At 68.3% G+C, this 26,309-nt stretch carries 27 protein-coding genes; 19 read left to right on the top strand and 8 right to left on the bottom strand.

The features are described from left to right. Positions 1–58: 58 nt before the first annotated feature. The 4 genes from QSK25_RS30305 to QSK25_RS30320 all read left to right on the top strand — a co-directional run bounded on the left by QSK25_RS30305 (position 59) and on the right by QSK25_RS30320 (position 5,434). A complete protein-coding gene (locus tag QSK25_RS30305) occupies positions 59–901 on the top strand; it encodes an SDR family NAD(P)-dependent oxidoreductase (protein ID WP_285643280.1) in 843 nt (280 codons plus the stop codon). A 79-nt stretch (positions 902–980) separates the two neighbouring features. Next, entirely contained in the window at positions 981–2,204 is a 1,224-nt protein-coding gene (locus QSK25_RS30310; RefSeq protein WP_285643281.1) for an NADP-dependent isocitrate dehydrogenase, read from the top strand. A 195-nt stretch (positions 2,205–2,399) separates the two neighbouring features. Then, complete coding sequence (locus QSK25_RS30315) at positions 2,400–2,687, top strand: SH3 domain-containing protein (RefSeq protein WP_285643282.1); 288 nt, start codon at positions 2,400–2,402, stop codon at positions 2,685–2,687. A 152-nt stretch (positions 2,688–2,839) separates the two neighbouring features. After that, positions 2,840–5,434 carry a helix-turn-helix transcriptional regulator gene (locus tag QSK25_RS30320; RefSeq protein WP_285643283.1) on the top strand — a complete coding sequence of 865 codons (2,595 nt, stop codon included), beginning with the start codon at positions 2,840–2,842 and terminating at the stop codon, positions 5,432–5,434. Positions 5,435–5,461: 27 nt separating this feature from the next. Here QSK25_RS30320 and QSK25_RS30325 read toward each other — a convergent pair whose 3' ends face one another. Beyond that, entirely contained in the window at positions 5,462–5,773 is a 312-nt protein-coding gene (locus tag QSK25_RS30325; protein WP_285643285.1) for a hypothetical protein, read from the bottom strand. Positions 5,774–5,938: 165 nt separating this feature from the next. Between QSK25_RS30325 and QSK25_RS30330 the strand changes: the two genes are divergently transcribed. Next, on the top strand, positions 5,939–6,157 hold the full coding sequence (locus tag QSK25_RS30330) for a hypothetical protein (RefSeq protein WP_285643286.1): 219 nt from the start codon (positions 5,939–5,941) through the stop codon (positions 6,155–6,157). 11 nt (positions 6,158–6,168) lie between these two features. Further along, positions 6,169–6,963, top strand: a complete 795-nt coding sequence (locus tag QSK25_RS30335) for an exodeoxyribonuclease III (protein WP_285643288.1) — start codon at positions 6,169–6,171, stop codon at positions 6,961–6,963. On the opposite strand, the gene QSK25_RS30340 is transcribed toward QSK25_RS30335, so the two are convergent. After that, complete coding sequence (locus QSK25_RS30340; protein ID WP_285643290.1) at positions 6,951–7,445, bottom strand: hypothetical protein; 495 nt, start codon at positions 7,443–7,445, stop codon at positions 6,951–6,953. The two genes, QSK25_RS30335 and QSK25_RS30340, sit on opposite strands and share 13 nt — an antisense overlap. Positions 7,446–7,656: 211 nt before the next feature. Between QSK25_RS30340 and QSK25_RS30345 the strand changes: the two genes are divergently transcribed. From QSK25_RS30345 to yhjD, 5 genes are all read left to right on the top strand, one after another. After that, entirely contained in the window at positions 7,657–9,285 is a 1,629-nt protein-coding gene (locus QSK25_RS30345) for a TIGR03767 family metallophosphoesterase (protein ID WP_285643292.1), read from the top strand. A gap of 63 nt (positions 9,286–9,348) precedes the next feature. Continuing rightward, a complete protein-coding gene (locus QSK25_RS30350; RefSeq protein ID WP_285643294.1) occupies positions 9,349–11,871 on the top strand; it encodes a bifunctional FO biosynthesis protein CofGH in 2,523 nt (840 codons plus the stop codon). 124 nt (positions 11,872–11,995) lie between these two features. Then, positions 11,996–12,187, top strand: coding sequence for a hypothetical protein (locus tag QSK25_RS30355; protein ID WP_285643295.1), 192 nt, complete (start codon positions 11,996–11,998; stop codon positions 12,185–12,187). A 28-nt stretch (positions 12,188–12,215) separates the two neighbouring features. After that, positions 12,216–13,241: a tryptophan--tRNA ligase gene (gene trpS / locus QSK25_RS30360; RefSeq protein ID WP_285643297.1), complete on the top strand. Its 1,026-nt coding sequence runs from the start codon at positions 12,216–12,218 to the stop codon at positions 13,239–13,241. A gap of 24 nt (positions 13,242–13,265) precedes the next feature. Next, positions 13,266–14,252 carry an inner membrane protein YhjD gene (gene yhjD, locus QSK25_RS30365; RefSeq protein WP_285643299.1) on the top strand — a complete coding sequence of 329 codons (987 nt, stop codon included), beginning with the start codon at positions 13,266–13,268 and terminating at the stop codon, positions 14,250–14,252. 476 nt (positions 14,253–14,728) lie between these two features. Here yhjD and QSK25_RS30370 read toward each other — a convergent pair whose 3' ends face one another. Continuing rightward, a complete protein-coding gene (locus QSK25_RS30370; protein WP_285643301.1) occupies positions 14,729–15,997 on the bottom strand; it encodes a D-alanyl-D-alanine carboxypeptidase family protein in 1,269 nt (422 codons plus the stop codon). Between the two features lie 61 nt (positions 15,998–16,058). Here QSK25_RS30370 and QSK25_RS30375 point away from each other — a divergent pair, with 61 nt between their 5' ends. Together QSK25_RS30375 and QSK25_RS30380 are read left to right on the top strand one after the other, a co-directional pair. Further along, complete coding sequence (locus tag QSK25_RS30375) at positions 16,059–16,286, top strand: SCO4848 family membrane protein (RefSeq protein WP_030478462.1); 228 nt, start codon at positions 16,059–16,061, stop codon at positions 16,284–16,286. Positions 16,287–16,295: 9 nt separating this feature from the next. Continuing rightward, the gene (locus tag QSK25_RS30380; protein ID WP_285643303.1) at positions 16,296–16,646 is read left to right on the top strand and encodes a hypothetical protein; all 351 of its coding nucleotides are present in this window, start codon (positions 16,296–16,298) and stop codon (positions 16,644–16,646) included. A 108-nt stretch (positions 16,647–16,754) separates the two neighbouring features. Here the strand turns inward: QSK25_RS30380 and QSK25_RS30385 are convergent, their stop codons facing one another. Continuing rightward, positions 16,755–17,240 (bottom strand): hypothetical protein, encoded by a 486-nt coding sequence (locus QSK25_RS30385; protein WP_285643305.1) that lies wholly within the window; start codon positions 17,238–17,240, stop codon positions 16,755–16,757. Between QSK25_RS30385 and QSK25_RS30390 the strand changes: the two genes are divergently transcribed. Genes QSK25_RS30390 through QSK25_RS30400 form a run of 3 tightly spaced genes read left to right on the top strand, consistent with a single transcriptional unit; the run spans position 17,233 to position 18,376 of the window. Then, positions 17,233–17,424 (top strand): LPXTG cell wall anchor domain-containing protein, encoded by a 192-nt coding sequence (locus tag QSK25_RS30390; protein WP_285643306.1) that lies wholly within the window; start codon positions 17,233–17,235, stop codon positions 17,422–17,424. The two genes, QSK25_RS30385 and QSK25_RS30390, sit on opposite strands and share 8 nt — an antisense overlap. A gap of 38 nt (positions 17,425–17,462) precedes the next feature. Next, positions 17,463–17,900 carry a hypothetical protein gene (locus QSK25_RS30395; RefSeq protein WP_285643307.1) on the top strand — a complete coding sequence of 146 codons (438 nt, stop codon included), beginning with the start codon at positions 17,463–17,465 and terminating at the stop codon, positions 17,898–17,900. After that, positions 17,900–18,376: a hypothetical protein gene (locus QSK25_RS30400; protein WP_285643308.1), complete on the top strand. Its 477-nt coding sequence runs from the start codon at positions 17,900–17,902 to the stop codon at positions 18,374–18,376. The genes QSK25_RS30395 and QSK25_RS30400 overlap by 1 nt, the downstream gene beginning before the upstream one ends. 61 nt (positions 18,377–18,437) lie before the next feature. Here QSK25_RS30400 and QSK25_RS30405 read toward each other — a convergent pair whose 3' ends face one another. The 4 genes from QSK25_RS30405 to sdhC are packed head-to-tail and all read right to left on the bottom strand — an operon-like array spanning position 18,438 to position 21,830. Further along, the gene (locus QSK25_RS30405; protein ID WP_285643309.1) at positions 18,438–19,220 is read right to left on the bottom strand and encodes a succinate dehydrogenase iron-sulfur subunit; all 783 of its coding nucleotides are present in this window, start codon (positions 19,218–19,220) and stop codon (positions 18,438–18,440) included. Then, the gene (sdhA, locus tag QSK25_RS30410; RefSeq protein WP_285643310.1) at positions 19,220–20,974 is read right to left on the bottom strand and encodes a succinate dehydrogenase flavoprotein subunit; all 1,755 of its coding nucleotides are present in this window, start codon (positions 20,972–20,974) and stop codon (positions 19,220–19,222) included. Before sdhA ends, QSK25_RS30405 begins: the two co-directional genes overlap by 1 nt. Positions 20,975–20,996: 22 nt before the next feature. Further along, positions 20,997–21,404: a succinate dehydrogenase hydrophobic membrane anchor subunit gene (locus tag QSK25_RS30415; RefSeq protein WP_285643312.1), complete on the bottom strand. Its 408-nt coding sequence runs from the start codon at positions 21,402–21,404 to the stop codon at positions 20,997–20,999. A gap of 3 nt (positions 21,405–21,407) precedes the next feature. After that, complete coding sequence (sdhC, locus tag QSK25_RS30420; RefSeq protein ID WP_285643313.1) at positions 21,408–21,830, bottom strand: succinate dehydrogenase, cytochrome b556 subunit; 423 nt, start codon at positions 21,828–21,830, stop codon at positions 21,408–21,410. 611 nt (positions 21,831–22,441) lie between these two features. On the opposite strand from sdhC, the gene QSK25_RS30425 reads away from it, so the two are divergent. The 3 genes from QSK25_RS30425 to QSK25_RS30435 all read left to right on the top strand — a co-directional run bounded on the left by QSK25_RS30425 (position 22,442) and on the right by QSK25_RS30435 (position 26,308). Beyond that, positions 22,442–23,575: a BMP family lipoprotein gene (locus tag QSK25_RS30425; RefSeq protein WP_285643368.1), complete on the top strand. Its 1,134-nt coding sequence runs from the start codon at positions 22,442–22,444 to the stop codon at positions 23,573–23,575. Between the two features lie 79 nt (positions 23,576–23,654). Continuing rightward, the gene (locus tag QSK25_RS30430; RefSeq protein WP_285643314.1) at positions 23,655–25,235 is read left to right on the top strand and encodes an ABC transporter ATP-binding protein; all 1,581 of its coding nucleotides are present in this window, start codon (positions 23,655–23,657) and stop codon (positions 25,233–25,235) included. Further along, on the top strand, positions 25,235–26,308 hold the full coding sequence (locus QSK25_RS30435; protein WP_285643315.1) for an ABC transporter permease: 1,074 nt from the start codon (positions 25,235–25,237) through the stop codon (positions 26,306–26,308). Before QSK25_RS30430 ends, QSK25_RS30435 begins: the two co-directional genes overlap by 1 nt. The last annotated feature ends 1 nt before the right edge of the window (position 26,309 follow it).

Genomic DNA, 26,309 nt, shown 5'->3' on the forward strand with positions numbered 1-26,309 from the left:
TGCCCGTGCCGGAACTCCATATGTCCGGACAACCATCTCGTTCCAAAGGAGCACGGACATGGCACAGGTTTGGCTCATCACCGGCAGTTCGCGTGGCGTCGGCCGCAAGACCGCGGAGGCCGTTCTCGCCGCCGGGCACCAGGTCGTCGCCACCGCCCGCAACCCGCGCGATCTCGACGACCTCGTCTCTCAACACGGCGACCGGGTCAGATCTGTTGCACTCGACGTGAGAAACGCGGATCAGGCGAGGGAGGCCGTGGCGACCGCGGTGCGCGAGTTCGGCCGGCTCGACGTGGTGTTCAACAACGCCGGAGCGGGCCGCGTGACGTCGATCGAGGAGTGCTCCGAGGAGGACTTCCGCGACCAGTTCGAGGTCAACCTGTGGGGCGCGGTCAACGTCACCCGCGCCGCGTTGCCGGTGCTGCGCGCGCAACGCTCCGGGCACTTCCTGCACGCCGGTTCGACCGCGGGCCACACCGCGCTCGGCGGCGGGCTCGGGCCGTACGTGATGTCGAAGTTCGCGCTGCGCGGGTTCAACGAGACGCTGGCCGCGGAGTGCGCGCCGTTCGGGGTCCGCTCGACGCTGATCGAGCTCGGCGGCATGCAGACGGACTGGACCGGCAGCTCTCTGGTGGTGACCGAGCACGGACCGGACTACGTTCCGACTGTCGGGGTACTGCTGGGCATGGTCCGCGGCGCGGACGGCAACATGCCCGGCGATCCAGCCAAGGCGGCGAAGGTCATGCTCGACGTGGTAGCCATGGACGAGCCGCCCCTGTGTCTGCTGCTGGGCAGCGACGCGGTGGATATGGTGCGCCTGGCAGACCAGGCACGGAATGCGGAAATCGACAAGTGGGAGCACGTGAGCCGGTCGACCGACCGCAACCCTGAATCGGTGTAACCAGGGTCGCAGGCGCGGGAGGACGGTTTACCAGTACGCTTGTCTTGCTTGCATCGTCGCGAGAGGAGCGCCCAGGGTTATGGGCAAGATCAAGGTTCAGGGCACCGTCGTCGAACTCGACGGCGACGAGATGACCCGGATCATCTGGCAGTTCATCAAGGACAAGCTGATCCACCCGTACCTGGACGTCACTCTGGAGTACTACGACCTGGGCATCGAGCACCGGGACGCCACGGACGACCAGGTCACGATCGACGCCGCGAACGCCATCAAGAAGCACGGCGTCGGCGTCAAGTGCGCCACGATCACGCCGGACGAGGCGCGCGTCGAGGAGTTCGGCCTCAAGAAGATGTGGGTCTCGCCGAACGGCACGATCCGCAACATCCTCGGCGGTGTCGTCTTCCGCGAGCCGATCATCATCTCCAACGTCCCGCGGCTGGTCCCGGGCTGGACGAAGCCGATCATCATCGGCCGTCACGCCCACGGTGACCAGTACAAGGCCACCAACTTCAAGGTGCCCGGCGCCGGCAAGCTCACGATCACGTTCCAGCCGGAGGACGGCTCGGACCCGATCGAGCACGTCGTCACCGAGTTCCCGGCGGAGGGCGGTGTGGCGATGGGCATGTACAACTACAACAAGTCCATCGAGGACTTCGCCCGCGCCTCGTTCTCCTACGGCCTGCAGCGGGGCTACCCCGTCTACATGTCGACGAAGAACACGATCCTGAAGGCCTACGACGGCGCCTTCAAGGACATCTTCCAGCGCGTGTTCGACGAGGAGTTCAAGGCGGAGTTCGACGCCAAGGGCCTCACCTACGAGCACCGCCTCATCGACGACATGGTCGCCGCGGCCATGAAGTGGGAGGGCGGCTACGTCTGGGCGTGCAAGAACTACGACGGTGACGTCCAGTCCGACACGGTCGCGCAGGGCTTCGGCTCGCTCGGCCTCATGACGTCGGTCCTGATGACGCCGGACGGCAAGACGGTCGAGGCCGAGGCCGCGCACGGCACCGTGACGCGTCACTTCCGCCAGCACCAGGCCGGCAAGCCGACCTCCACGAACCCCATCGCGTCGATCTACGCGTGGACCCGTGGCCTCATGCACCGCGGCAAGCTGGACAACACCCCCGAGGTGGTCCGCTTCGCCGAGGCCCTCGAAGAGGTCGTCATCGAGACCGTCGAGGCCGGTCAGATGACCAAGGACCTGGCCCTGCTGATCAGCAAGGACCAGGCCTGGCTGACCACCGAGGACTTCCTCGCCGCGCTGGACGAGAACCTCAAGAAGAAGATGGCGTCCTTCTGATCGCCTGATTCTCGCGAGAAGGCCACCCCGGTTACGCCGGGGTGGCCTTTTTCGTGGCGCATCACCCGGTCGGTTCCTCTTGCGGGTGGTTGCCGCGCCGAGCCGTCCACACAGGTCTCGCAGCCGCTATATCTGCTGATCCAGGGCTTGTGTCAGGTGGAGGCGTTCGCGATGTTCGGTGTGCCGGTTCGGGGAATGATCGTCATCGGGGTGCTCGGCGTCGCCGGCGTGATGTACGCGGTGAACGGCGGCAAGCCGATGGGCAGCGACACGTCGCCGGGGATCTGCAAGATCACGGTGACCGCGGACATCCTCAACGTCCGCTCCGGCCCCGGTGACATGCAGCCGATCGTGTCGACGATGCCGCGCGACGCCGTGGCCGACGCCCAGGGGCGCGTCGAGAACGGCTACCGGATGCTGAGCGACCGGCGCTGGGTGAGCCAGTCCTTCACGGCGCTGACCAGCGATTCCACCTGCAAGTAGCGAAAATTCCAGGGATTTCCCGGTCCGGAAAGGCCTTTCCTGTCCGGGGCGGCCCTCTTTAGGATTGATCCGGCTGGCCTAGCGCGGGCAGCCGGAACACGCCGCCACGTGTTCGCAGTGCGTGCGGCGAAGGGACGTATCCCGTGGCGGTGGTGTCTGACCGCAGACGTGAACTCGCGGTGGTGCGCGAGGCGCTGGGGAACGCCCCGGCGGTCGTGTGCGTCGAGGGCCGGGTGGGCCTCGGCAAGACCGCGGTGCTGACCGAGACCGTGCGGATGGCCCGTGAGCTGGGCTTCTCGGTGTTCCGCGCGCAGTGCTCCGGCTCCGAGTCCGGGTTCCGGTTCGGCGTGCTCGCGCAGCTCTTCGAGAGCGAGGCCGACGAGATCCTCGCCGGGGGCGCCGACCAGGCCGCGTTGCACCGCGTGCATCGGCTGGTCCGCGAGCTCTCCGCCGACTCGCCGGTGCTGCTGGCGGTGGACGACGCCGAGTTCGCCGACGAGTCGTCGTTGCAGTTCCTCTCCTACCTGCGGCGCCGTCTTGGCGAACTGCCGGTCGTGATGGTGGTGACGCGCGGTCTCGTCGATGAGCCGCCATTGCTCCGTGAGGTGGTCGGGGACGCCGTGCGCGTTCGGTTGCGCGGGCTCGACCAGCTCTCGTGTGGCCGGTTCCTGCGGACGTTGTTCTCGGCCCAGGTGCCGGACGACGTCGTCACGGACTGGCGGGTGGCGACCGCGGGCAACCCCTTCCTGCTCGGACTGAGACCTCGTGACCTCGGTGAACGGGCCGGAGAGCTGGTCGCTCGGTTGGGAGCGGCCGGACCTGACGTGGTGGCGCTGGCGCGGTCGTTCGCGGTGCTCGGCGAGGCCGACCTGGCGTTGGCGGGCGCGGCCGCGCGGTTGGTGCCGGAAGAGGCCGCCGAGGCGTCGCGGGTGCTGGGAGGCATCGGGTTCGCGGGCGTGCCGATGGTGATGTCGACCCTTGCGCAGAGCACGACCGCGTTGGACCGTGCGGCGATCCACGCGCGCGCAGCGCGGTTTCAGCACCACGACCAGGCTTCTGCCGAAGAGATCGCTGTGCACCTGCTGTGCGCTGCGCCCCTGGGCGAGGAGTGGGTGCGGGACGTGCTGCTGTCGGTGGCCCGCCGGTCCACTTCGGACAGAGCGATCGCCTGCCTGCGCCGGTTGTTGCGCGAGCCGTTGCCGGACGACCTGCGCGGCGAGGTGCTGGTCGAGCTGTCGGAGGCGCAGTCGCTGGTCGATCCCGGTGCCGCCCGCGCGTCGCTGACGAAGGCCGCCGGGGCGTCGATGGACGTGCCGGCCGAGGGGCGGATGGCGTTGCTGCTCGCCTACGACCTGGCCGGGCGGCGGCTGTACCGGGACGCGGTCGCGAAGGTCGAGTCGGTGATCGCCAGGGTGTCCGGTGTGGACCCGGACCTGGCCCAGCGGCTGGACCTGTACGCGTTGTCGCTGGGGATGGAGGAGTCGTTCTTCTCCGGCGAGGTGGAGACGCGGATCGCCCGGCTGGTGGGGTCGCGGATGACCTCGGCGCGCAACGCGCGGTTCCTCAACACGGTGCTCGCCTACCGCGGCGCGACGATCGGGGCGAACCCAGGGGAGACGCGCCGCCGGGTGCACGCCGCGTTGCCGGTGCGGCTCGGGCGCGACCTGATCGACCAGTTCTCGTTCGCGCACATGATCGTGGCGCTGGTCGGGATCGACGAGTACGAGCTGGCGGACCGGCAGTGCGACGAGGCGTTGCGGGTGACGTCCGAACGCGATCTGGGCGTGTGTTCCGCGCTGGTGCAGGGGCTGCGGTGTCACGTGGCGCGCCGGCTGGGGTCCTTGGGGACCGCGGAGCGGCTCGGGCTCGCGTCGTTGGCGCGGCTGGATTCCCTTGGGGCGCACCAGGACGACAACGTGGTGGTCGGCGTGGCGGGGCTAGTCGGCGCGTGGGTCGACACGGGCGACACGGCGTCGGCGTCATCGCTGCTGCGCGAACGGTCGCTGGACGGCGACCTGCCCGAGTACTCGCACTACAACACGCTTCTGCACCAACGTGGCCGCCTGCACATGGCGTTGGGCGACCCGGTTTCCGCTCTGCGCGACCACCTCGTGTGCGGGCAACGGATGGAACGGCGCGGCGCGCGCAATCCGTCGTTGCAGCCGTGGCGTTCGCACGCGGCGCTGGCCCACATGGCGTTGGGGGAGAAGGAACAAGCCTCGTTCCTGGCGTTCCAGGAACTCGAAGTGGCGCGCGAATGGGGGCTTGCCGTACCCGTCGGCGTCGCGGCGCGGGTCGCCGGTGTGGTGGCCGACGACCTGGAGTTGCTGGAGGAGGCCGTGGTCGTGCTGCGCGACACCCCGGCGCGGCTGGAACTGGCGCGGGCGCTGGTCGACTGGGGCGTGGGCCTGCGGGGCGCCGGGCGCCGGCCGGAGGCGCTGGCGGCGTTGCGGCAGGGCCACGACGTGGCGAAGCGGTGCGGCGCGATCTCGTTGATGGGGCTCGCCTCCCGCGAACTGCGCGCGGCGGGTGGCCGTCCGGCGCGCGTGCCGTCGGGTTCGACGCTCACCGCGCAGGAAGAACACATCGTGCGCCGCGCCGTGTACGGCCTGACGAACCGGCAGATCGCGGCCGAACTGTTCGTGACACCGCGAGCCGTCGAACTGCATTTGACCCGCGCCTACCGCAAATTGGGAATCTCCGGCCGCCGAGATCTGGCCGCGGCTTTGGAAAAGGCCGGCGCGTGAGGGCGGCGCCGGCCTTTTCCCGCGCACTCACTTGAGGACGATGATGCCCAGCGCGATGACCTTGCCGCCCAGCTTGATCCCCTTGACGTCGACGTTCGCGCCGACCTTCAGCTCGCCGGAGATGGCCGTGGCGAGGTCGTAGTCCACGTCCAGCGTGGTGGAGGCGTTGACCTTCACCTTGATGGACTTGCCGTGGACGACCGCGACGACCTTGCCGGTCACGTCCGCGGTGGCCTGGGCCGAGACCTCGGTGGCCGGAGCCGCGAACGCCTGCGCGGCACCACCGAACAGCACGGCGGTGGCGGCGAGACCGGCGAGAACACCCTTGATCGCGTTCATTGTCTTCTCCTTGGTGCTTTGTGCTTCGGGGTTTTTCTGGGCCCGTCGAAAACATGCCCGATCAATACCCGCACGATCAATGGTGTGTCTTTGATGTTTCGTTCTCGCCGAAGTCCGCCTTTGCAACGGTGAACGACTTCGGTGGCGTGTGGCAAACTTGCGGGCATGCTGAGGAACGTGTTTCGGTGGGGCAGAGGCAGGGGCGTCACCCAGTGCTCGTGCGACCCGGAGTGGCAGGGCCTCTACACGGAGATCGACGGCCAGCGCCAACTCGCCCTGCCGCGTGACGAGATGGCCACCATCGTCGGCTACCTCGACCTCACCGCGCACTGCGCCGGCTGCAACGCCGAGTACCCGAAGCCCTGGGGCCTGGCCTCCAAGTAGGCTCCTCCGTCGTGCTCACGGTCTCCACGGTCAACGTCAACGGCCTGCGCGCCGCCGCGAAGAAGGGCTACCTCGAGTGGCTCGCGACTTCCTCCGCGGACGTCGTGTGCCTCCAAGAGGTCCGCGCGGAACCGGCCGAACTGACTCCTGAAGTCCACTCACCCGACGGCTGGCACGGCGTGTACGCCCCCTCGGTCCTGAAGGGCCGTGCGGGCGTGGGCATCCTCTCGCGCGTAGAACCGACCTCGGTGCGGGTGGGCTTCGGCACCGCCGAGTTCGAGTCGAGCGGCCGCTACGTGGAGATCGAACTCCCCGGCGTCGTCGTCGCGTCCCTGTACCTGCCGTCCGGCGACGTGGGCACCGCGAAGCAGGACGAGAAGGACCGCTTCATGGCGGCCTTCCTCCCGTACCTCGTCTCGCTGCGAGAGAAGGCGGCCGTATCGGGCCGTGAGGTGCTCGTGTGTGGTGACTGGAACATCGCGCACCAGCAGGCAGACCTGAAGAACTGGAAGACGAACCAGAAGGAGTCCGGCTTCCTGCCGTACGAGCGGGAGTGGATGACCTCCGTCTTCGCGTCGGGCTACCACGACGTGATGCGCGCGCTGCACCCCGACGTCACCGGTCCGTACTCGTGGTGGTCGTACCGCGGCAAGGCGTTCGACAACGACTCCGGATGGCGCATCGACTACCAGGTGGCGACGGACGGGCTCTTGGCTCGTGCGCAGACCGCGGTGGTGGAGCGGGCCGCGACCTACGCCGAACGCTGGTCGGACCACGCTCCCGTGACGGTCACCTACTCCGACTGAGGGCGGCGGCGCGTCGCCCACAGGTGCTGAATCCCGAACCCGGCCGCGCCGAGCGCCAGCAGTCCGCCGATGAGCGGCACCCCGGCCGGGTACCCGTTCTGTCCCTGGTCCGTGAACACCTCACCGGGCGCGCCGATGTCGAACGCGCGGATCGTGTCGCCCTTCTTCAGGCCCAGCGGCATGCCGCTGCGCACGTGCACGCCGGTGCGCTTCACCGTGCCGTCGTCGCTGGTGAACGTTCCGGTGCGGGTGTAGCAGCGGGTCGAGGAGCATTCCGGCAGGTCGCCGACCACGTATGTGCCGGCCGGGCCGGCGGCGAAGGCGACCTTGAGCGCTTTCGGGGCGAAGGGGATGCAGAGGATCAGGACGAGCGCGCCGACCACGATCGCGATGATCGCGATCAGGTCGTTGCGGTCCGACTCCTCCTCAGGGCTCCTGTACTCGCGCCTGTCGTTCGGCTCGGGCAGAAAACCATCGTCCAAGACACACCCCCTGTGTTGGGCAACCACGCTTCAACGTCAACCGCGAGGTGCCCGTTGCACCTACTCCGTGTGATCCAGCCCGACCAGCCTTTATCGCTCCCGTCGCCCACCTGACGGCTCGATTCACCCTGCCCGTTCCCCGAATATGAAGACGATTCAGTACTCGAATCGAGGGGGCGGCATGGCAGGGCTGCGGCGACGGTCTTTCCTGATGGCGATGGGTGTGGGCGCGGCGGGCGTGCCGTTGCTCCCGGGCCAAGCGTTTGCGGACACGACGGGCACCACGCTCGACACGACGGCCACACCCATCGGCACCAGCGGTTATCGCCGACTGCAGGCAGGGCCTGGCTGGCCGGCGGTCGTCCGGAACGATCTCGTCACGGCCAAGGTGAACCGCGAGGCCCGGCGCAGTGCGTTGACCAGCTTCGTGCAGTTCAGCGACATGCACATCTGCGACGCCCAGAGCCCGCTCCGGTTCGAGTACCTGCACCCGATCATGGGGTCCAGCGCGCACCGGCCGCAGGAAGCGCTCACGACGCAGGGCTCGACGAGCCTCGTGCGGAGGGTCAACGCGGTCCGCAACGGTCCGCTCACCGGCAGGCCGTTCGACTTCCTCATGACGACCGGCGACAACACCGACAACCACGAGAACGTCGAGCTCGACTGGTACCTCACGGTCCTCAACGGCGGCACCATCACGCCCAACACCGGCGACAGCCGCTACGAAGGCGTGCAGAACGCGGGCATCAGCACGTTCTGGCAGCCCGGCCTGAGCGGCGCCGACGACTACAAAGCCGCAGGATTCCCACAGCTCGACGGCCTGTTGGACGCGGCGGCCCGCAGCTTCACGAGCCCCGGCCTGACCATCCCGTGGTACTCGACGATCGGCAACCACGACGACAGCGTCGTCGGCGCGCTGCCGGACGGGCTGCTGGACAGCTGGTACACCGGCGGCAAGAAGATCGTCGGTTTCGGCGACCCCGTGCAGAACGCCAAGGTCGCCAAGGCGTTCAACGACCCCGCGGCCATCCCGGAAGCGATGGCCATCCTGGCCGGAGGCGGCGTCGTCCGCACCGTGACGCCGGACAGCAGGCGACGGCTGTTCAACACCGGTGAGTTCGTGCGCAAGCATTTGCCGACGGGCGGTCACGGTTACACGGACGCCAACGCCGATGGCGTGGACGTCTTCTACACGTTCCGGATGGCGCCCGGTGTCACGGGCATCAGCATGGACACCACGAACCTCGCAGGCTTCTCCACGGGCTCCATCGGGTTGCACCAGCTCAACTGGATCGAGCGGACCCTCAAGCGCAACAGTTCGCTCTACTACGACTGGCTCGGGCTGCCGCAGCGGCAGAACGTCACGGACGAGCTGTTCGTGCTGTTCAGCCACCACACGAGCAGCACGATGGGCAACGTCCTGCCGGACCGCCGGCGGCCGCTGGACCCGCGCATGACCGGCGACGCGCTCGTGAACCTGCTGCACCGCTTCCCGAACGTCCTGGCGTGGGTCAACGGCCACACGCACCGCAACGTCATCACGCCGCACCGGCACAACACGCCGTCCCGCGGCTTCTGGGAGATCAACACGGCCGCGCACGTCGACTACCCGCAGCACGCCCGCGTCATCGAGATCGCGGACAACGGTGACGGCACGTTGTCGCTGTTCACGACCTTGCTCGAAGCCGACGCGCCTTACCAGGTCGACTACGACGACCGCAGTGACACGGCCCTGGCCAGCCTATGCCGCGAGTTCACCTACAACGACATCCACTCGCGCACGAACCCCCTGGGCACACCGCTGGACCGGAACACGGAACTGCTGGTCTCCGTGCGCTGACAGTGGGATGTCCCACACCCGGGTCGCGGTGATCAGGAATTTCAGCGGCCTAAGGTCGTTGACGTGGCAGTGGACATCTCGCTAACCCCACCGCAGTCCCGTCCGAGCGCGGCGGCCATGAGGCGTGCGCTGCGCCGGGCCTCCGACGGTGCCGTGCTCGACGCGACGGAAGCCGCCGTGTTGTTGCACGCTCGCGAGGACGACCTGGACGCGCTGCTGACAGCCGCGGGCAAGGTGCGGGACGCGCACCTGCTCGCGGAGGGACGGCCGGGGGTGGTCACGTACAGCCGGTCGGTGTTCATCCCGCTGACCAGGCTGTGCCGCGACCGGTGCCACTACTGCACGTTCGCGACCGTGCCGCACAAGGTGCCCGCCGCGTTCCTGGAACGCGACGAGGTGCTGGCGATCGCGCGCGCCGGTGCCGCGCAGGGCTGCAAGGAAGCGCTGTTCACCCTCGGCGACCGGCCGGAGGACCGCTGGCCCGCCGCCAAGGAGTGGCTGGAGGCGCGCGGCTACGAGTCCACTTTGGACTACGTGCGGGCGAGCGCCATCGCCGTGCTCGAGGAGACCGGCCTGCTGCCGCACCTCAACCCCGGCGTGCTGAGCTGGGAGGAGCTGACGCGGCTGCGGCCCGTCGCGTCCAGCATGGGCATGATGCTGGAGACCACGGCCGAGCGGCTGTGGAGCGAGAAGGGCGGCCCGCACTACGGCAGCCCCGACAAGGACCCCGCGGTCCGGTTGCGCGTCCTGACCGACGCCGGGCGCGTGAACGTCCCGTTCACCACCGGGATCCTCATCGGCATCGGGGAGACCATCGCGGAGCGCGCCGAGTCGCTGCTCGCGATGCGTCAAGTCGCGAAGCAGTACGGCCACATCCAGGAAGTCATCATCCAGAACTTCCGCGCCAAGCCGGACACGGCGATGCGCGGCATGCCCGACGCCGACCTGACCGAACTCGCGGCGACCATCGCCGTCGCCCGCCTGGTGATGCCGTCGACGGTGAGCGTGCAGGCGCCGCCGAACCTCGTGGGCGGCGAGTTCGGCCTCATGCTGCGCGCGGGCGTCGACGACTGGGGCGGCGTCTCGCCGATCACGCCGGACCACGTGAACCCCGAGAAGCCGTGGCCCCAGGTCGACCAGCTCGCCGACATCACCGAGCAGGCCGGTTTCTCCTTGCAGGAGAGGCTGAACGTCTACCCGCGCTACGTCCGCGCGGCGGCCGGGCAGTGGATCGACACGAGGCTCACGGCTCACGTTTCCGCGCTGGCACTGGAAAGCGGCCTCGCGAACCCGGACGCTGCCGTCGAGGGGCGCGAGTGGCAGGAACCGGACGGCGGCCTCGACACGTACGGGCGCGCGGATCTCAACACCGCGATCGACACCGAGGGCCGCACGAGCGACCGCCGCGGTGACTTCGACGAGGTCTACGGCGACTGGGACGAGCTGAAGATCCCCGTTGCGCCCCAACGTCTTTCCGAGGACGTCCAACGTGGACTGAAGATCGCGGCGAACGACCCCGCGTCGTTGCTCGACGACACCGACGCCGCGATGGCGCTGCTGACGGCCGACGGCGACGCGCTCGAGACCATGGTGAAGCTCGCCGACGACCTGCGCCGCGAGGTGGTGGGCGACGACGTCACGTACGTCGTCAACCGCAACATCAACTTCTCCAACGTCTGCTACGTCGGCTGCCGCTTCTGCGCGTTCGCCCAACGTGAACGGGACGCGGACGCTTTCAGGTTGAGCGCGGAGGAGGTCGCCGACCGCGCGCAGGAGGCGTGGGACGACGGCGCCACCGAGGTCTGCATGCAGGGCGGCATCGACCCCAAGCTGCCGGTGACCTACTACGCCGACGTCGTGCGCGCGATCAAGAAGCGCATCCCGGGGATGCACGTGCACGCGTTCAGCCCGATGGAGATCGTCTCCGCCGCCGCGAAGGCGGGCGTGAGCGTCCGCGAGTGGCTCACCGAGCTGAAGGAGGCCGGGCTCGACACGATCCCCGGCACGGCGGCCGAGATCCTCGACGACGACGTCCGGTGGGTGCTCACCAAGGGCAAACTGCCGACCGCGACCTGGCTCGACGTCGTCGGCACCGCCCACGAGCTGGGCATTCGTTCGTCCAGCACGATGATGTACGGCCACGTCGACCACCCCGGCCACTGGCTCACGCACTTCCGCGTGCTCGCGCGGCTGCAGGACCGCACCGGCGGGCTCACCGAGTTCGTCGCGCTGCCGTTCGTGCACCGCAACGCCCCGATCTACCTGGCGGGCGTCGCCCGTCCCGGCCCGAGTCGTCGAGACAACCGGGCGGTCCACGCGTTCGCACGCCTGGCGTTGCACGGCCGCGTCGACAACATCCAGTGCTCGTGGGTGAAGCTCGGCGACGAGGGCACCGCGGAGATCCTCAACGGCGGTGCGAACGACATCGGCGGCACGTTGATGGAGGAGACCATCAGTCGCATGGCCGGGTCCGAACACGGGTCGGCGCGCACTGTGAGTGAGCTTGAGACCCTGGCATCACTAGCAGGGCGTAACGCGCGTCAGCGGACTACGACATATGGGCGAGTGCGAACCGATCATCAGTGACCGATAGTCTGAATCGGCGCGCAGAGACGCTACCGGTGTTCGGTAGCTTGGCGGCCATTCAGTCAGCGAGGTTCACCCGTTCCGGGGGGATCTGTGCCATGGGGAGGCTCGGCAAGTGCAGGGCATGAGTCTTGTAGTGAGCGCTGCGGTCGAGAGCAGCATGACCGGCACGGCTGCCGGTCCCGTGGGCCTGGTCGCCGTCGCGGCCGGCGTCGGTGGTCTGGTGTACGGCCTGGTCAAGCGGCGCAAGCCGGCCCCGGTCATCGCGGCCAACCAGCGCATCGACCTGGGTCAGCAAGACACCACGCAGAACTGATCGACCCTGGTCTGAGAAGATTTCTCCCGTGTCCACGGAGAACGCCCCCGCAGAGCCCGTCAAGCGCCCTCGCGTCCTGTCCGGCATCCAGCCGACGGCCGGGTCGTTCCACCTCGGCAACTACCTGGGTGCGGTGCGGCAGTGGGTGGCCCTGCAGGAAGCGCACGACGCGTTCTACTGCGTCGTCGACCTGCACGCGATCACCGTGGAGCAGGACCCGAAGACCCTGAGGCAGAACACCCGCGTCTCGGCGGCACAGCTGCTCGCGCTGGGCATCGACCCGGACCGGGCGACCCTGTTCGTGCAGTCACACGTCCCGGAGCACGCCCAGCTCGGCTGGGTCATGCAGTGCATGACCGGCTTCGGCGAGGCGGCGCGGATGACGCAGTTCAAGGACAAGTCCGCGCGCCAGGAGCAGTCCGTCGGCGTCGGCCTGTTCACGTACCCGATCCTGCAGGCCGCGGACATCCTGCTGTACCAGGCGCACTACGTGCCGGTCGGCGAGGACCAGCGCCAGCACCTGGAGCTGACCCGCGACCTCGCGACGCGCTTCAACTCGCGCTACGGCAAGACGTTCCGGCTGCCCGAGGCGTACATCGTCAAGGACACGGCCAAGATCTTCGACCTGCAGGACCCGACGTCGAAGATGAGCAAGTCGGTGCCCGGCGGCGTCGTCGAGCTGCTGGAAGACCCGAAGCGCTCGGCCAAGAAGATCCGCTCGGCCGTCACCGACACGGGCCGCGAGGTGCTGTTCGACGTCGAGAACAAGCCCGGTGTCTCGAACCTGCTGACGATCTACTCGGCGCTGACCGGTCGTTCGGTCGAGTCGCTCGTCGCGGACTACGACGGCAAGGGCTACGGCGACCTGAAGAAGGACCTCGGCGAGGTCTTCACCGACTGGGTCACGCCGGTGCAGGAGCGCGTCCGCACGTACCTCGACGACGTGGCCTCGCTGGACAAGATCCTGGCGCGCGGTGCCGAACGGGCCCGCGAGGTCGCGGCCGGCACGTTGCGCCGGACGTACGACAAGATCGGCTTTGTTCTGCCCGAGTAGTCCAGGTGCATTAGCGTCTTATGCGTGGACAAGTGGCGGCAGAAGTACGCATGGCTCGACCACATCATGCGCGCGTATGAGCGCTTCGACCAGAGATACGGCACTCAGCACGCCGCTGCGGTGACGTACTTCAGCGTGCTGTCGCTCGTACCGATCCTGATGATCGGCTTCGCGGTCGCCGGTTTCGTGCTCCAGTCGCAGCCCGACCTGCTGACGTCGTTGCGCGGCAGCATCGCCGAGGCCGTGCCGGACCAGCAGTTGCGCACGCAGATCAACGAGGCCGTGGACACCGCCCTGGAGTCCAAGGGCACCGTCGGCATCATCGGCCTGCTCGGCGCCGCCTACTCCGGCCTCGGCTGGATGAGCAACCTCCGCGACGCCCTGACGGCCCAGTGGGGCCAGGCGAAGGGCGAACTGCCGTTCCTCGGCACGCTCTGGCGCGACCTGCTGGCGTTGGTGGGCCTGGGGCTCGCGATCGTGCTGTCGTTCGGCATCACCGCTTTGGGGTCCGGGTTCGCCGAGCAGGTCCTGGAGTGGATGGGGCTCGCCGAAGCCGGGTGGGCGCACGTGTTGCTGCGGATCGGCACGATCATCCTGTCGCTGCTGGCGAACTGGATGGTGTTCCTGTGGGTGCTGGCTCGGCTGCCGCGCAAGCCCGTGGGGTGGCGTTCGGCGTTGCGCGGGGCGTTGGCTGCGGCCATCGGGTTCGAGGTGCTGAAGCAGGCCGCCACGATCTTCCTGTCGTTCACGACCAAGTCGCCCACCTCGGCCGCGTTCGGGTCCGTGATCGGTGTGCTCGTGTTCGCGAACCTGGTGGCGCAGTTCATCCTGTTCATCACGGCCTGGACGGCTACCGCCCGGGAGAACCGCGAGCCCGAGGTGGTCAAGGCTCCGCCGCCCGCGGTGATCGCTCCCGTGGTGTCGGTGCGGTCCGGGCCTTCGCCGTCGTTGTTGGTCGGGGCGGGGGCTGTGGTGGGCGCTGTGCTCGGGATGCGGTGGCGGCGCCGGTAGGTCGTCTGCGGGTCGGCTTTTGCTGCTTCGTGTTCCTGTTCCAGCGGGGTTGGTCGCGTCCCTGGGGTTCGGTCGCCTTGCGAGGGTGCTCGCGCGGGTCGGGACGAAGATGTGGGGTGCGATTGGGGCTTGACCTCGAGCCTCTGGCGGGATGCGTATCGGCCTCGAAAGCCGGGGTGTAAAGCGCCCCGGCCGGTCTGTCATCCCGCCCCTCGAGGTCAAGCCCCAATCGCCCAGAGCGGTGGAACCGGCTAGGCGGTGGGGATCGGCCCGTTCGGGCTCGCCTTCGGCTTCGCCAGGCCAGGTTTCGTAGGTGGTTGGGGTGCGTTGGTGGCTGTCCGGTTGGCACCGCGCGCCTGGCCGAGACGGTGGTCGGCTTGCGTTGGCGACTGCGGCTGGTTTGCTCCGCACGCGAAACGGCCCCGGCAGTGGTGGTCTCACTGCCGGGGCCGTTTCTTTGGTGCCTGTAGGGCCCCTCAGAAGCCTTGTGCCGCCTGGGCGGCCTGTCGGCGGGCTCGGGCTGCCTTGGCGCGTTTGTTGCGCACGAAGAGCAGCAGGGCCGCCACCAGGCCCAGTCCGGCCGCCGCGGTGATCGGCAGGCCCACCGTGCCGAACGCGGTGGGGGTCGGGCGTCCCGTTTCGGGGTCGGTGCCGGCCGCCACGTCCGTGCTGTCGTTGGTGCTCTGGGTCGGGACCACGTTCTGCTTGGGCTGCGGAGCGCCGTCCACCAGCTTGCCCACGCCGCCGGGGCCCATGGCGAAGCCGTAGTCGAGCAGCTTGCCCGCCTGGTTGTCGATGCGCGTCGGGGTCTGCTGGCCGCGCAGCAGGACGACGACGAGGCGGCGGCCGTTGCGTTCCGCGGCGCCTACGAAGGTGTGCTGGGAGTCGTCGGTGAAGCCGGTCTTGCCGCCCAGCGCGCCCTCGTAGTTCTGGAGCATGCGGTTGTCGTTGAGCAGCGGGATCGTGCCGCCGTTGCGGCCCGGGAACGTCGACTGCGGCAGCTTGATGGCCTGCGCGAACTCGTCGTACTTCATCGCGCCGCGGAAGATCAGGCCCACGTCGTAGGCCGAGGTGCTGGTGCCGGGGCCGTCGAGGCCGGACGGGGTGACGGCGCGGGTGTCGAGGGCGCCGAGCTCCTTGGCCATGGCGTTCATCTTGCGCAGGGCGTTCGGGACGCCGCCGAGCTGGCGGGCGAGGGTGTGCGCCACGTCGTTGCCCGAGGTCAGCAGCAGGCCGTGGAGCAGCTGGCGGACCGTGTACTGGCCGCCGTCCTTCAGACCCACGCAGGTGCACTCCTGCTGGGTGTCTTCCGCGCTGGCGGTGACGACGAGGTCGCCCCGCAGTTCCTTGGCGACGACCATCGCGAGGAGCACCTTCATGATGCTCGCGGGGCGCTGACGGCCGTGCGGGTCGTACGCGGCGAGGACCGCGCCGCTGTCGATGTCCGCGAGCAGCCACGAGGCGGCGGTGATGCCGCTGGGGGGCTGCGCGGAGTTCGGCGGCAGGATGAGGCCGCACTCACCCAGCCGGTCACCGCCGATGGGCTTCTCCGGCACTTCCAGCGGGACCGGGGCCTTCTGGCCGGGGGCCGGCTGCTCGGACGTGTCCACCGGGGGCGGAGGGGTCTCGCGGTTCGCACACTGCGCCGAGCCGGCGGCCTGCTGTGCGGTGCTCGTCGGTGCGGCGAACGCGGCGGTGGCCGTTGCTAGGACCAGGGCGACGATGAGCCGTTTGGGGAAGGGCACGCCCCCAGGCTATCCACCCCCGTTCAGCGGCTTGCACGCAGCACGTCTGATACTGGGTGCTGTGAAGCTCTCGCGCCCGATGTCACTCTTCCTGGTGGCTTTCGGAGTGTGGTCGTGGGTGATCTGGCCCACGTTCCTGAAGAACATCTGGAAGGACCCACGTTCGTTTAGCGACGGACCTACCGCCTTCTTCACCGTGCACCTGGTGCTGGTGATCGCCTCGCTCGTGTTCGGCACCGTCATCGGGGTGCTGGGCGTGCGGGGTTTCCTGGCCACTCGACGTCGATAGGGAAAAGCTGTGGAGTTCGTACGCCTGCTGCTGGTGTTCCTGCACCTGCTCGGCATGGGCATGCTCGTCGCGATGATCATGTTGCAGGCCCGGGCCGGCAAGGACGCGCCGGTCAACAAGGGCTGGCTGCACGGCGCGGCGTTGCAGCTGCTGACCGGTGTCGCGCTGGTCGCGATCGACCCGCTGGTCGACTCGGTCCAGTACAACCACATCAAGATCGGCGTGAAGCTGCTGGTCGTCGTGGCCATCGCGGCGGTCGTGGCGATCAACGTCAACAAGCCCAAGGCGCCGTCGTGGTTGATGCCGACCGCCGCGTCGCTGGTCGTGTTGAACGTGGGCATCGCCGTCTTCTGGACCTGATCGAACCCTGATCGGGGGATGTCGCGCTCACGCGTGGGTGACGTGGGCGTGCTTTTGCCCCGGCGTGTTGTACGGGCGCGCCACCATCCGTGTCATGTCACGTATCGCCTATATCGGTGTGCTCACCGCCGGGGCAGTGTTGACGCTCGTCTCACTGCACGGTGCCGCCCCGGAGGCCGAGGCCTCCGGGGATGGCCAGGTGTGCTCCGCTGCGTGGTGCCCGCAAGAACGTCCCGGATGGCGCGCGCCGTCGCCGAGAGGTGAAGAGCCTCCGACGTCGTCGACGACCACTCCGCCGACCACGACCACCACCCCGTGCACGACCACGACGACGCCGCCGGTGACCACCACCACGACGTCGTACACGACCACCACGACGGACTCGACGACGACCACTCCGCCGTCGACGACCACCACCACGGATTCCACGACCACGACGACGGATTCGACGACGACGACCACGCCGTCGACGACCACGACGACGGATTCCACGACCACCACCACGGACTCGACGACGACCACTCCGCCGTCGTCGACCACGACCACCACCAGGCCGTCGACCTCGACGACCACCACCACGCCCCCGGTGACCACGACCACCACCAAGCCGTGGCTCACGACGCCGCCGGCCACGACCAAGCCCCCGGTCCACCAGGACAACCGGCTGGCCAACACCGGCACGTCGCCCGTGTGGACGCTGCTGCTCGGCGTGCTGATGCTCGTCGGCGGCTCGATCCTGATGCTCCTCGACCGCGCCAGGCGCCAGCCGCGGCGCTGACCGCCGAAACTGTCGGTGCTCCTCGCCACACTGGTGACGTGCGAATCGAACACCTGCGCGAACGCAGCGATCTCGGCGTCATCAGTGCCGGCACCCTGAAGTCCCTGGGTGTCTCCAACCCGTGGCGGAGGTGCGTCCCGGGCGGACCGTGGCAGCGCATGCACCCCGGCGTGGTGCTGCTGCACAACGGTCCGCCCACCCCGGACCAACACCTGACGGCCGCCCTCCTGCGCGCAGGCCCGGGAGCCGTCGTCACGGGCGCCGAAGCCTGCCGCCGCCACGGCCTCCCGGCGCGCGGCACCGAGATCCACCTCCTGGTCCCGGGCTCCCGGCGCGGCAGCGGCACCCTGGTCCTCGAACGGGCCACCCCGGTCCCGCCGTCCACCGACGTGGGCGGCTTCCGGTCGTCTCACCCGCGAGGGCCGTCGTCGACGCCTGCCGCTTCCTCCGCACCGCCGACGAAGCCACCGCCCTGATGGCCGCGGCCGTCCAACGCAACCACTGCACGGTCGCCGACCTGGCCGCGGAAGCCCGCACCAACCGCTACGGCACCAAACTCGTCCGAAGCGTGCTGAAGGACCTGGGCAGAGCCGAGTCCGTGGCCGAACGCGACGCCCGCCGCCTGAGCCGCAGGATCCGCCTGACCACCCCGCACTGGAACACCGCCATCGCGGGCCGGGACGGCCTGGTCATCGCCAGACCGGACGCCTGGTACGACGACGTGGGCCTGGCCTGGGAGATCGACTCGCGAGCGTTCCACCTGGGCCCACGCGACCACGAACGCACCCTTGCCCGCAACGCCCGCTACGCCGCGGCAGGCATCCTCGTGCTCCAGACCCTGCCGACCCGCCTGCGCGACCACCCGGAGGCCGTGGCGCGCGAGCTGAGGGCCGCCCACGCGGCCGCAAAGGCCCGCCCACGCCCACCGGTGCACGTCGTGGAGGTGAGCTGACCCCGCGAACGCAGAAGCGCCGCGCCCCCGACGGGAGCACGGCGCTTCGACGAGCAGGAACTCAGACGCGCTTGAACAGCAGCGCGCGCTTCACTTCCTGGATCGCCTTCGTCACCTGGATGCCGCGCGGGCACGCGTCGGTGCAGTTGAAGGTGGTGCGGCACCGCCACACGCCGTCGATGTCGTTGAGGATGTCGAGCCGCTCCTCAGCGCCCTCGTCGCGCGAGTCGAAGATGAACCGGTGCGCGTTCACGATCGCCGCCGGGCCGAAGTACGAGCCCTCGGTCCAGTAGACCGGGCAGGACGTGGTGCAGCAGGCGCACAGGATGCACTTCGTGGTGTCGTCGAACCGCTCACGGTCGGCGACGGACTGGATGCGCTCACGCGTCGGCTCGTTGCCGTACGTTACGAGGTACGGCTTGACGGCGCGGAACGCCTCGAAGAACGGCTCCATGTCGACGAGCAGGTCCTTGTGCACCGGCAGGCCCTTGATGGGCTCGATGGTGATCGTGGTCTGCTTGTCGCCCTTCTGCAGCAGGTCCTTCAGCAGGACCTTGCAGGCGAGGCGGTTGACGCCGTTGATGCGCATGGCGTCCGAGCCGCAGATGCCGTGCGCGCACGAGCGGCGGAACGTCAGCGTGCCGTCCACGTACCACTTGATGTAGTGGAGGAGGTTCAGCACGCGGTCCGACGGCAGGGCCGGGATGTCGAACGAGTCCCAGCGGGGCTCGTCGTCGAACTCCGGGTTGAAGCGCCGGATCTTGACGGTGACCGTGACAGCGCCGTCCGGAACCGGCGGCTGGGAGCCGCGCGAGCCAGCAGTGGTTTCAGCGGTGGCGGTCATCAGTACTTGCGCTCCATCGGCTTGTACCGGGTAAAGGTCACGGGCTTGAAGTCCATGCGGATGTCCGCGGTGAGACCGTCACCCTGCTTGTAGAACATGCTGTGGCGCATGAAGTTCGTGTCGTCGCGGTTCGGGTAGTCCTCGCGGGCGTGACCGCCGCGGGACTCCTTGCGCGCCAGCGCACCGTGCACGAGCACCTCGGCGAGCTCCAGCAGGAAGCCGAGCTCGACGGCCTCCAGCAGGTCGGTGTTGAAGCGCTTGCCCTTGTCCTGCACCTGGATGTGCGCGTAGCGCTCCTTCAGGGCCTGGACGTCGTGCAGGGCCGTCTTCAGCGTGTCCTCGGTGCGGTACACGGACGCGTTGGCGTCCATGGTGGCCTGCAGCTCGGTGCGGATGTCCGCGACGCGCTCCTGGCCGTGCTCCGACAACGCCAGGGCGACCTGCGCCTCGACCTGGGCCGCCGGGTTCTCCGGCAGGTCGACGTGGGTCTCGCGGGAGTTGGCGTACTCCGCGGCGGCGATGCCGGCGCGGCGGCCGAAGACGTTGATGTCCAGCAACGAGTTCGTGCCGAGGCGGTTCGCGCCGTGCACGGACACGCAGGCGCACTCGCCGGCGGCGTAGAGGCCGGGAACGATGTTGTCGTTGTCCCGCAGCACTTCGCCGTGGATGTTCGTCGGGATGCCACCCATCGCGTAGTGCGCGGTCGGGTACACCGGGACGGGCTCGACGACCGGGTCGACCGCGAGGTACGTGCGGGCGAACTCGGTGATGTCCGGCAGCTTCGTCTCGAGGACCTCGGCACCGAGGTGCGTGCAGTCCAGCAGCACGTAGTCCTTGTTCGGACCGGCGCCACGGCCTTCCAGCACTTCGAGGGCCATCGACCGGGCCACGATGTCGCGCGGCGCCAGGTCCTTGATGGTCGGGGCGTAGCGCTCCATGAACCGCTCACCCGAGGCGTTGCGCAGGATCGCGCCCTCACCGCGGGCACCCTCGGTCAGCAGGATGCCGAGACCGGCCAGACCGGTCGGGTGGAACTGGTAGAACTCCATGTCCTCCAGGGGCAGGCCCTTGCGGAAGACGATGCCCATGCCGTCGCCGGTCAGCGTGTGGGCGTTCGACGTGGTCTTGAAGACCTTGCCGAAACCACCGGTCGCGAACACGACGGACTTGGCCTGGAAGACGTGGATCTCGCCGGTCGCGAGCTCGTAGGCGACGGCGCCGGTGCAGACCGGGCCGTTCTCCGTCTCGGTCAGGCAGATGTCGAGCACGTAGAACTCGTTGAAGAACTCGATGCCGTGCTTGACGCAGTTCTGGTACAGCGTCTGGAGAATCATGTGACCGGTGCGGTCCGCGGCGTAGCAGGCGCGGCGCACGGCGGCTTCACCGTGGTTGCGCGTGTGGCCGCCGAACCGGCGCTGGTCGATCTTGCCCTCGGGCGTCCGGTTGAACGGCAGGCCCATCTTCTCGAGGTCGAGAACGGCGTCGATCGCTTCCTTCGCCATGATCTCGGCGGCGTCCTGGTCGACCAGGTAGTCGCCGCCCTTGATCGTGTCGAAGGTGTGCCACTCCCAGTTGTCCTCCTCGACGTTGGCGAGGGCGGCGCACATGCCGCCCTGGGCCGCGCCGGTGTGCGAACGCGTGGGGTAGAGCTTGGTGAGCACCGCGGTGCGGGCACGCTGGCCGGACTCGATCGCCGCGCGCATTCCGGCACCACCAGCGCCGATGATGACTACGTCGTACTTGTGGAACTGCATTGTGGTGGGCTCCCCGCGCGGGTCAGTTCGAGATGTTCGGGTCGAAGGTGAAGATCACGAACGTGCCGAGCGAGATGATCAGGACCATCGACACGTAGAGCAGCATCTTCAACCAGAACCGGGTGGAGTCCTTGCGGGCGTAGTCGTTGATGACCGTCCGCACGCCGTTGCCGCCGTGGATCTGCGCGAGCCAGAGCATCGCGAGGTCCCAGAACTGCCAGAACGGCGAGGCCCAGCGGCCTGCGACGAAACCGAAGTTGATCTTGTGTACGCCGCCGTCGAGGATGTTCATGATGAACAGGTGGCCGAGCACCAGGACGACGAGCAGCAGGCCGGAGAGGCGCATGAACAGCCAGCTGTAGAGCTCGCCGTTGCCGCGACGAGCCGCGGGGCGGCGCGGCTGGCGGGGCTTGTCGAGTGCGAGTGACATGGCTCAGTGACCCCCAACCAGGTCGGAGATCGTGCGCTCCATCATGAAGTAGAAGCCCGGGATCATCACGAGGACCCACACGACCAGCACGGACCACAGCATGACCCGCTGGTACTTGGCGCCCTTCTCCCAGAAGTCGACCAGCATGACCCGGATGCCGTTCAGCGCGTGGTAGAGCACCGCGCCGACGAGGCCGACCTCGAAGAGGTTGACGATCGGGTTCTTGTAGGTCTCGATCACCGCGTCGTACGCGTTCGGGGACACCCGCACGAGGGCGGTGTCGAGCACGTGGGTGAAGAGGAAGAAGAACGTGAGGACACCGGTGATCCGGTGGGCGACCCAGGACCACATGCCCAGATCACCGCGGTAGAGCGTCCCACCCCCTCGGGTGGTGCCCGACCGCTCGGGTGCGCCTGCGCTGGTCATGCGCCGAGGCCTCCAACGTCAGTGGTGGGTGGTCGGTGAACACGTTCTGTCCGACCATGACCGGGAAATGCTAGTCCCGCACGTTGGACGCGTCCCAGCAGGCGCACCCGCTCTGTGACCGATGAGACACGCTGTCGATCGGCCAAGCGGTCTTGATCGATTCGGAGATGCGGTCCACGCCACATTTCGGGCATTTGTACCGGGACAAAAGTGAGGACGGCGACCAGGACCTCCGCCTTGGTCCTGGCCGCCGTCGTCGGCAAGGGCACTTGCCACCACCAACACGCGTGACGGTGCGCGAACGGTTCAACGGGGTTCGCAAGAAATTTCGTCCGAACTCGAACCGCAGGTCGCGGTGGCCTCGGCGAGCGGAACTGCTCCATCCGGACGAAGATCAGGGCGAAGAAGAGCCTCAAGAGGACGAATCGCCACGCGCCGAACACGAGTGATCACCACTCGTACGGCCAAAGCGTCGAATGCGTAACCGATAGGGGTCTTTGTAGGTGCTGGCGGCAACGGGGTTGGTTACTAAGAGGTACGGTGCCGCGTCTAGGACCCAACAACGTCGTTGGGGATGAACCTCAGGGAGGAGACGAGCCGTGCGTCGTCGTATGCGTGGTGTCGCGGTTGCCGCGATCGCGTTGACCAGCGTGATGACTATGGCCGCCTGCGCGAAGGACTCGGGTGGCGGCAGCAACAACACGGGTTCCGGTACCGGTGCCGCCTGCGAGTTCGCTGAGGCCCCGACGGCGCCCGCGACGTCGAACACCAGCGCCGCCAACGGTGCCAAGGTGGACGCGAGCGCGCTGAAGATCGGTCTGGCCTACGACATCGGTGGCCGTGGCGACGCGTCGTTCAACGACTCCGCCGCCGCCGGTCTGGACAAGGCCATCGCGGACATGGGCGTGAAGAAGGAGAACACCCGCGAGCTCTCCGCCGCCCCGAACGAGGACGAGTCCGCCAAGCAGACCCGTCTGCGCCAGCTCGCGTCCGAGGGCTTCAGCCCGATCATCGGTGTCGGCTTCGCCTACGCCGAGTCGATGAAGCTCGTCGCCGCGGAGTTCCCGAACGTCAAGTTCGGCCTGGTCGACTCGGCCGTCGAGGGTGCCGCGAACGTCACCCCGCTGCTGTTCGCCGAGCAGGAGGGCTCCTTCCTGGCCGGCGTCATCGCCGCGTACCAGAGCAAGAAGTGCCACGTCGGCTTCGTCGGCGGCGTCGAGATCCCGCTGATCCAGAAGTTCGAGGCGGGTTACTTCCAGGGTGCCAAGGCCGCCGCGCCGAAGATCCAGATCGAGAAGAAGTACATCACCCCGGCCGGCGACTTCACCGGTTTCCAGGACGCCCCGAAGGGCCAGGAAGCCGCGAAGGGCCAGATCGACAAGGGTGCCGACGTCATCTACCAGGCCGCGGGTGCGTCCGGTAAGGGCATCTTCTCGGCCGCGAAGCAGGGTGGCGTGCTCGCCATCGGCGTCGACTCCGACCAGTACAACCAGGCGACCGTCGCCGACACCAAGGACGTCATCGTCTCGTCGATGCTCAAGCGCGTCGACGTCGCGGTCTACGACTACATCCAGGCCGTCGCGAAGAACGACCTCGCGGGTCTGCCGAAGGTCTTCGACCTGAAGGTGGACGGTGTCGGTTACGCCACGTCGGGTGGCAAGATCGACGCGAAGCTCCAGGGCATCCTTGAGGGCTACAAGGCGCAGATCATCGAAGGCAAGATCAAGGTCGCGGACAAGCCGTAGTCCCGCGTAACCGCAGCATCCGGGCCCTGTGAGGAATGACCTCGCAGGGCCTGGTGCGTGGTAGGAGGAGCACTCGACGATGAGCAGTTCCACGTCCGCAGGGACGGACGTACACCCCGCGGTGGTGCTCACAGGCATCACCAAGCGATTCCCAGGTGTCGTCGCCAACAGCGACGTCCACCTGACCGTGCGCCGCGGCGAGGTCCACGCCCTGTGCGGCGAGAACGGCGCGGGCAAGTCGACCCTCATGAAGATCCTCTACGGCATGCAGCCGCCGGACGAGGGCACCATCGAGGTCAACGGCGAGCAGGTGCGGTTCCGCACGCCTTCCGACGCCATCAAGGCCGGCATCGGCATGGTGCACCAGCACTTCATGCTCGCCGACAACCTCACCGTCCAGGAGAACGTCGTCCTGGGCGCCGAGGCGATGCACGGCATCGGCAAGAAGGCCCGCGCGCGCATCATCGAGCTCTCCGGCAAGACGGGGCTGAACGTCGACCCCGGCGTCCTGGTCGAGCAGCTCGGCGTGGCCGACCGCCAGCGCGTCGAGATCCTCAAGGTGCTCTACCGCGGCGCCAAGGTGATCATCCTCGACGAGCCCACCGCCGTGCTGGTGCCGCAGGAGGTCAACGAGCTCTTCGACACCGTGCGCGGCATGCAGGAGCAGGGCTACACGTTCCTGTTCATCTCGCACAAGCTCGACGAGGTCCGCGCGATCGCCGACTCCGTCACGGTGATCCGCCGCGGCACGACCGTGGGCAGCGCCGACCCGAAGACCGTCAGCTCCCGGCAGCTCGCCGAGATGATGGTCGGCAGCGAGCTGCCCAGCCCGGAGACCCGCGAGTCCACCGTCACCGACACGGTCGTGCTGGACGTCAAGGGCCTCAAGCTGATGACCCCGGACGGCTCGCGGCCGATCCTCGACGACGTCGACATGGTCGTGCGGTCCGGCGAGGTCGTCGGCATCGCGGGCGTCGAGGGCAACGGCCAGACCGAGCTGGTCGAGACGATCATGGGCATGCGCAAGGCCGGCAGCGGCACGATCACGCTGCAGGACAAGGACATCACCAAGCTCGGCACGCTGTCCCGGCGCGAGGCGGGCATCGGTTACGTGCCCGAGGACCGCCACCGCCACGGCCTGCTGCTCACGCAACCCCTCTGGTACAACCGGATCCTCGGCTACCAGACCCGCAAGCCCACGGCCAAGGGCATCTGGCTCGACACCGACGGCGCCAAGAAGGACACCGAGCGGATCGTCGCGGACTTCGACGTCCGCACGCCCGGCATCGACGTTCCGGCGGCCGCGCTGTCCGGTGGCAACCAGCAGAAGCTGGTCGTCGGCCGCGAGCTGTCCGGCGACCCGGTGCTGCTGATCGCATCGCACCCGACCCGCGGTGTGGACGTCGGCGCACAGGCGTTGATCTGGGACGAGATCAAGCGCGCCCGTGCCGCCGGCCTCGCCGTGCTGCTGATCTCCGCCGACCTGGACGAGCTGATCGGCCTGTCGGACACGATCAAGGTCATGCTGCGCGGCCGTCTGGTGGCCGACGCCGACCCGAACACCGTCACGCCCGAGGACCTCGGCAGTGCGATGACCGGTGCGGGAAGCACCAGCGCAGCGGTTCAGCAGACCGCCGCGGTCGAGGAAGGCGAGAAGTGATGGGACACCTGCGCGGCAAACTCCTGCCGCCCGCGTTGGCGATCGTCTTCTCGATGCTGTTGTGCGGTGTCGCGCTCGTCATCTCGGGCGCCAACCCGTTCAGCGCGTTCGGCGCGATGGTGACGCAGGTCGGCAAGGGCACGACGTTCGTCGACATCATCAACTCGACCGGCATCTACTACATCGCGGCGCTCGCGGTGGCCATCGGGTTCCAGATGAACCTGTTCAACATCGGTGTCGAGGGCCAGTACCGCGTCGCCGCCGTCGTGGCGGCTGTGGTCGGCGGTTCGATCGCGCTGCCCACCGGCATCCACACGCTGGTGATCATCATCGTGGCCGCGATCGCCGGTGCCGCCTGGGCCGCGATCCCCGCGATCCTCAAGGTGACCCGGGGCGTCAACGAGGTCATCTCGACGATCATGATGAACGGCCTGGCGATCGGCCTGTCCGCCTACCTGATCCGCCGGGACGTCTTCGGTGAGCTGCGGGGCAACAACATCCGCACCGCCGAGATCCCGGAGAGCGGCTGGATGCCCGGCATCTCGTTCGGTGGCGGCGGCACGATGTTCGGCTTCATCTTCGTGGCCATCGCCCTCGGCGTCGGCTACTGGATCATGATGAACAAGACCCGCTTCGGCTTCGAGCTGCGCGCGTCCGGCGAGTCCTCGACCGCCGCGTCCGCGGGTGGCGTCAACGCCAAGAAGATGGTCCTGGTCTCGATGCTGATCTCGGGCGCCATCGCGGGCCTGATCTCGCTGCCGGAACTGCTCGGCCGCGACCACACGTTCAGCCTGAACTTCACCGCGGGCATCGGCTTCTCGGGCATCGCGATCGCGCTGCTCGGCCGCAACCACCCCGGTGGCATCGCGTTCGGCGCGCTGCTCTGGGCGTTCCTCGACAAGGCGGGCCTCGCGCTCGACAACGTCGGCGTGCCCAGGGAGATCGTCACCATCATGCAAGGCTCGATCGTCCTGTCGGTCGTCGTCGCCTACGAGGTGGTGCGTCGCTTCGAGCTGGCCTCGGAACAGCGTCGCGTCGGCCGTGAGCTCGGAACTGTCGGAGGTGCCGCGTGAT

It is taken from the genome of Lentzea sp. NBRC 102530 (assembly GCF_030269365.1).
GTDB lineage: Bacteria > Actinomycetota > Actinomycetes > Mycobacteriales > Pseudonocardiaceae > Lentzea.

Coding starts and splice junctions, on each gene's coding strand:
- QSK25_RS30305 (WP_285643280.1), top strand. CDS start 59: ATGGCACAGGTTTGGCTCATCACCGGCAGTTCGCGTGGCGTCGGCCGC.
- QSK25_RS30310 (WP_285643281.1), top strand. CDS start 981: ATGGGCAAGATCAAGGTTCAGGGCACCGTCGTCGAACTCGACGGCGAC.
- QSK25_RS30315 (WP_285643282.1), top strand. CDS start 2,400: ATGATCGTCATCGGGGTGCTCGGCGTCGCCGGCGTGATGTACGCGGTG.
- QSK25_RS30325 (WP_285643285.1), bottom strand. CDS start 5,773: ATGAACGCGATCAAGGGTGTTCTCGCCGGTCTCGCCGCCACCGCCGTG.
- QSK25_RS30330 (WP_285643286.1), top strand. CDS start 5,939: ATGCTGAGGAACGTGTTTCGGTGGGGCAGAGGCAGGGGCGTCACCCAG.
- QSK25_RS30345 (WP_285643292.1), top strand. CDS start 7,657: ATGGCGATGGGTGTGGGCGCGGCGGGCGTGCCGTTGCTCCCGGGCCAA.
- QSK25_RS30355 (WP_285643295.1), top strand. CDS start 11,996: ATGAGTCTTGTAGTGAGCGCTGCGGTCGAGAGCAGCATGACCGGCACG.
- QSK25_RS30400 (WP_285643308.1), top strand. CDS start 17,900: ATGGCCGCGGCCGTCCAACGCAACCACTGCACGGTCGCCGACCTGGCC.
- QSK25_RS30405 (WP_285643309.1), bottom strand. CDS start 19,220: ATGACCGCCACCGCTGAAACCACTGCTGGCTCGCGCGGCTCCCAGCCG.
- sdhA (WP_285643310.1), bottom strand. CDS start 20,974: ATGCAGTTCCACAAGTACGACGTAGTCATCATCGGCGCTGGTGGTGCC.
- QSK25_RS30415 (WP_285643312.1), bottom strand. CDS start 21,404: ATGTCACTCGCACTCGACAAGCCCCGCCAGCCGCGCCGCCCCGCGGCT.
- sdhC (WP_285643313.1), bottom strand. CDS start 21,830: ATGACCAGCGCAGGCGCACCCGAGCGGTCGGGCACCACCCGAGGGGGT.
- QSK25_RS30425 (WP_285643368.1), top strand. CDS start 22,442: ATGCGTGGTGTCGCGGTTGCCGCGATCGCGTTGACCAGCGTGATGACT.
- QSK25_RS30430 (WP_285643314.1), top strand. CDS start 23,655: ATGAGCAGTTCCACGTCCGCAGGGACGGACGTACACCCCGCGGTGGTG.
- QSK25_RS30435 (WP_285643315.1), top strand. CDS start 25,235: ATGGGACACCTGCGCGGCAAACTCCTGCCGCCCGCGTTGGCGATCGTC.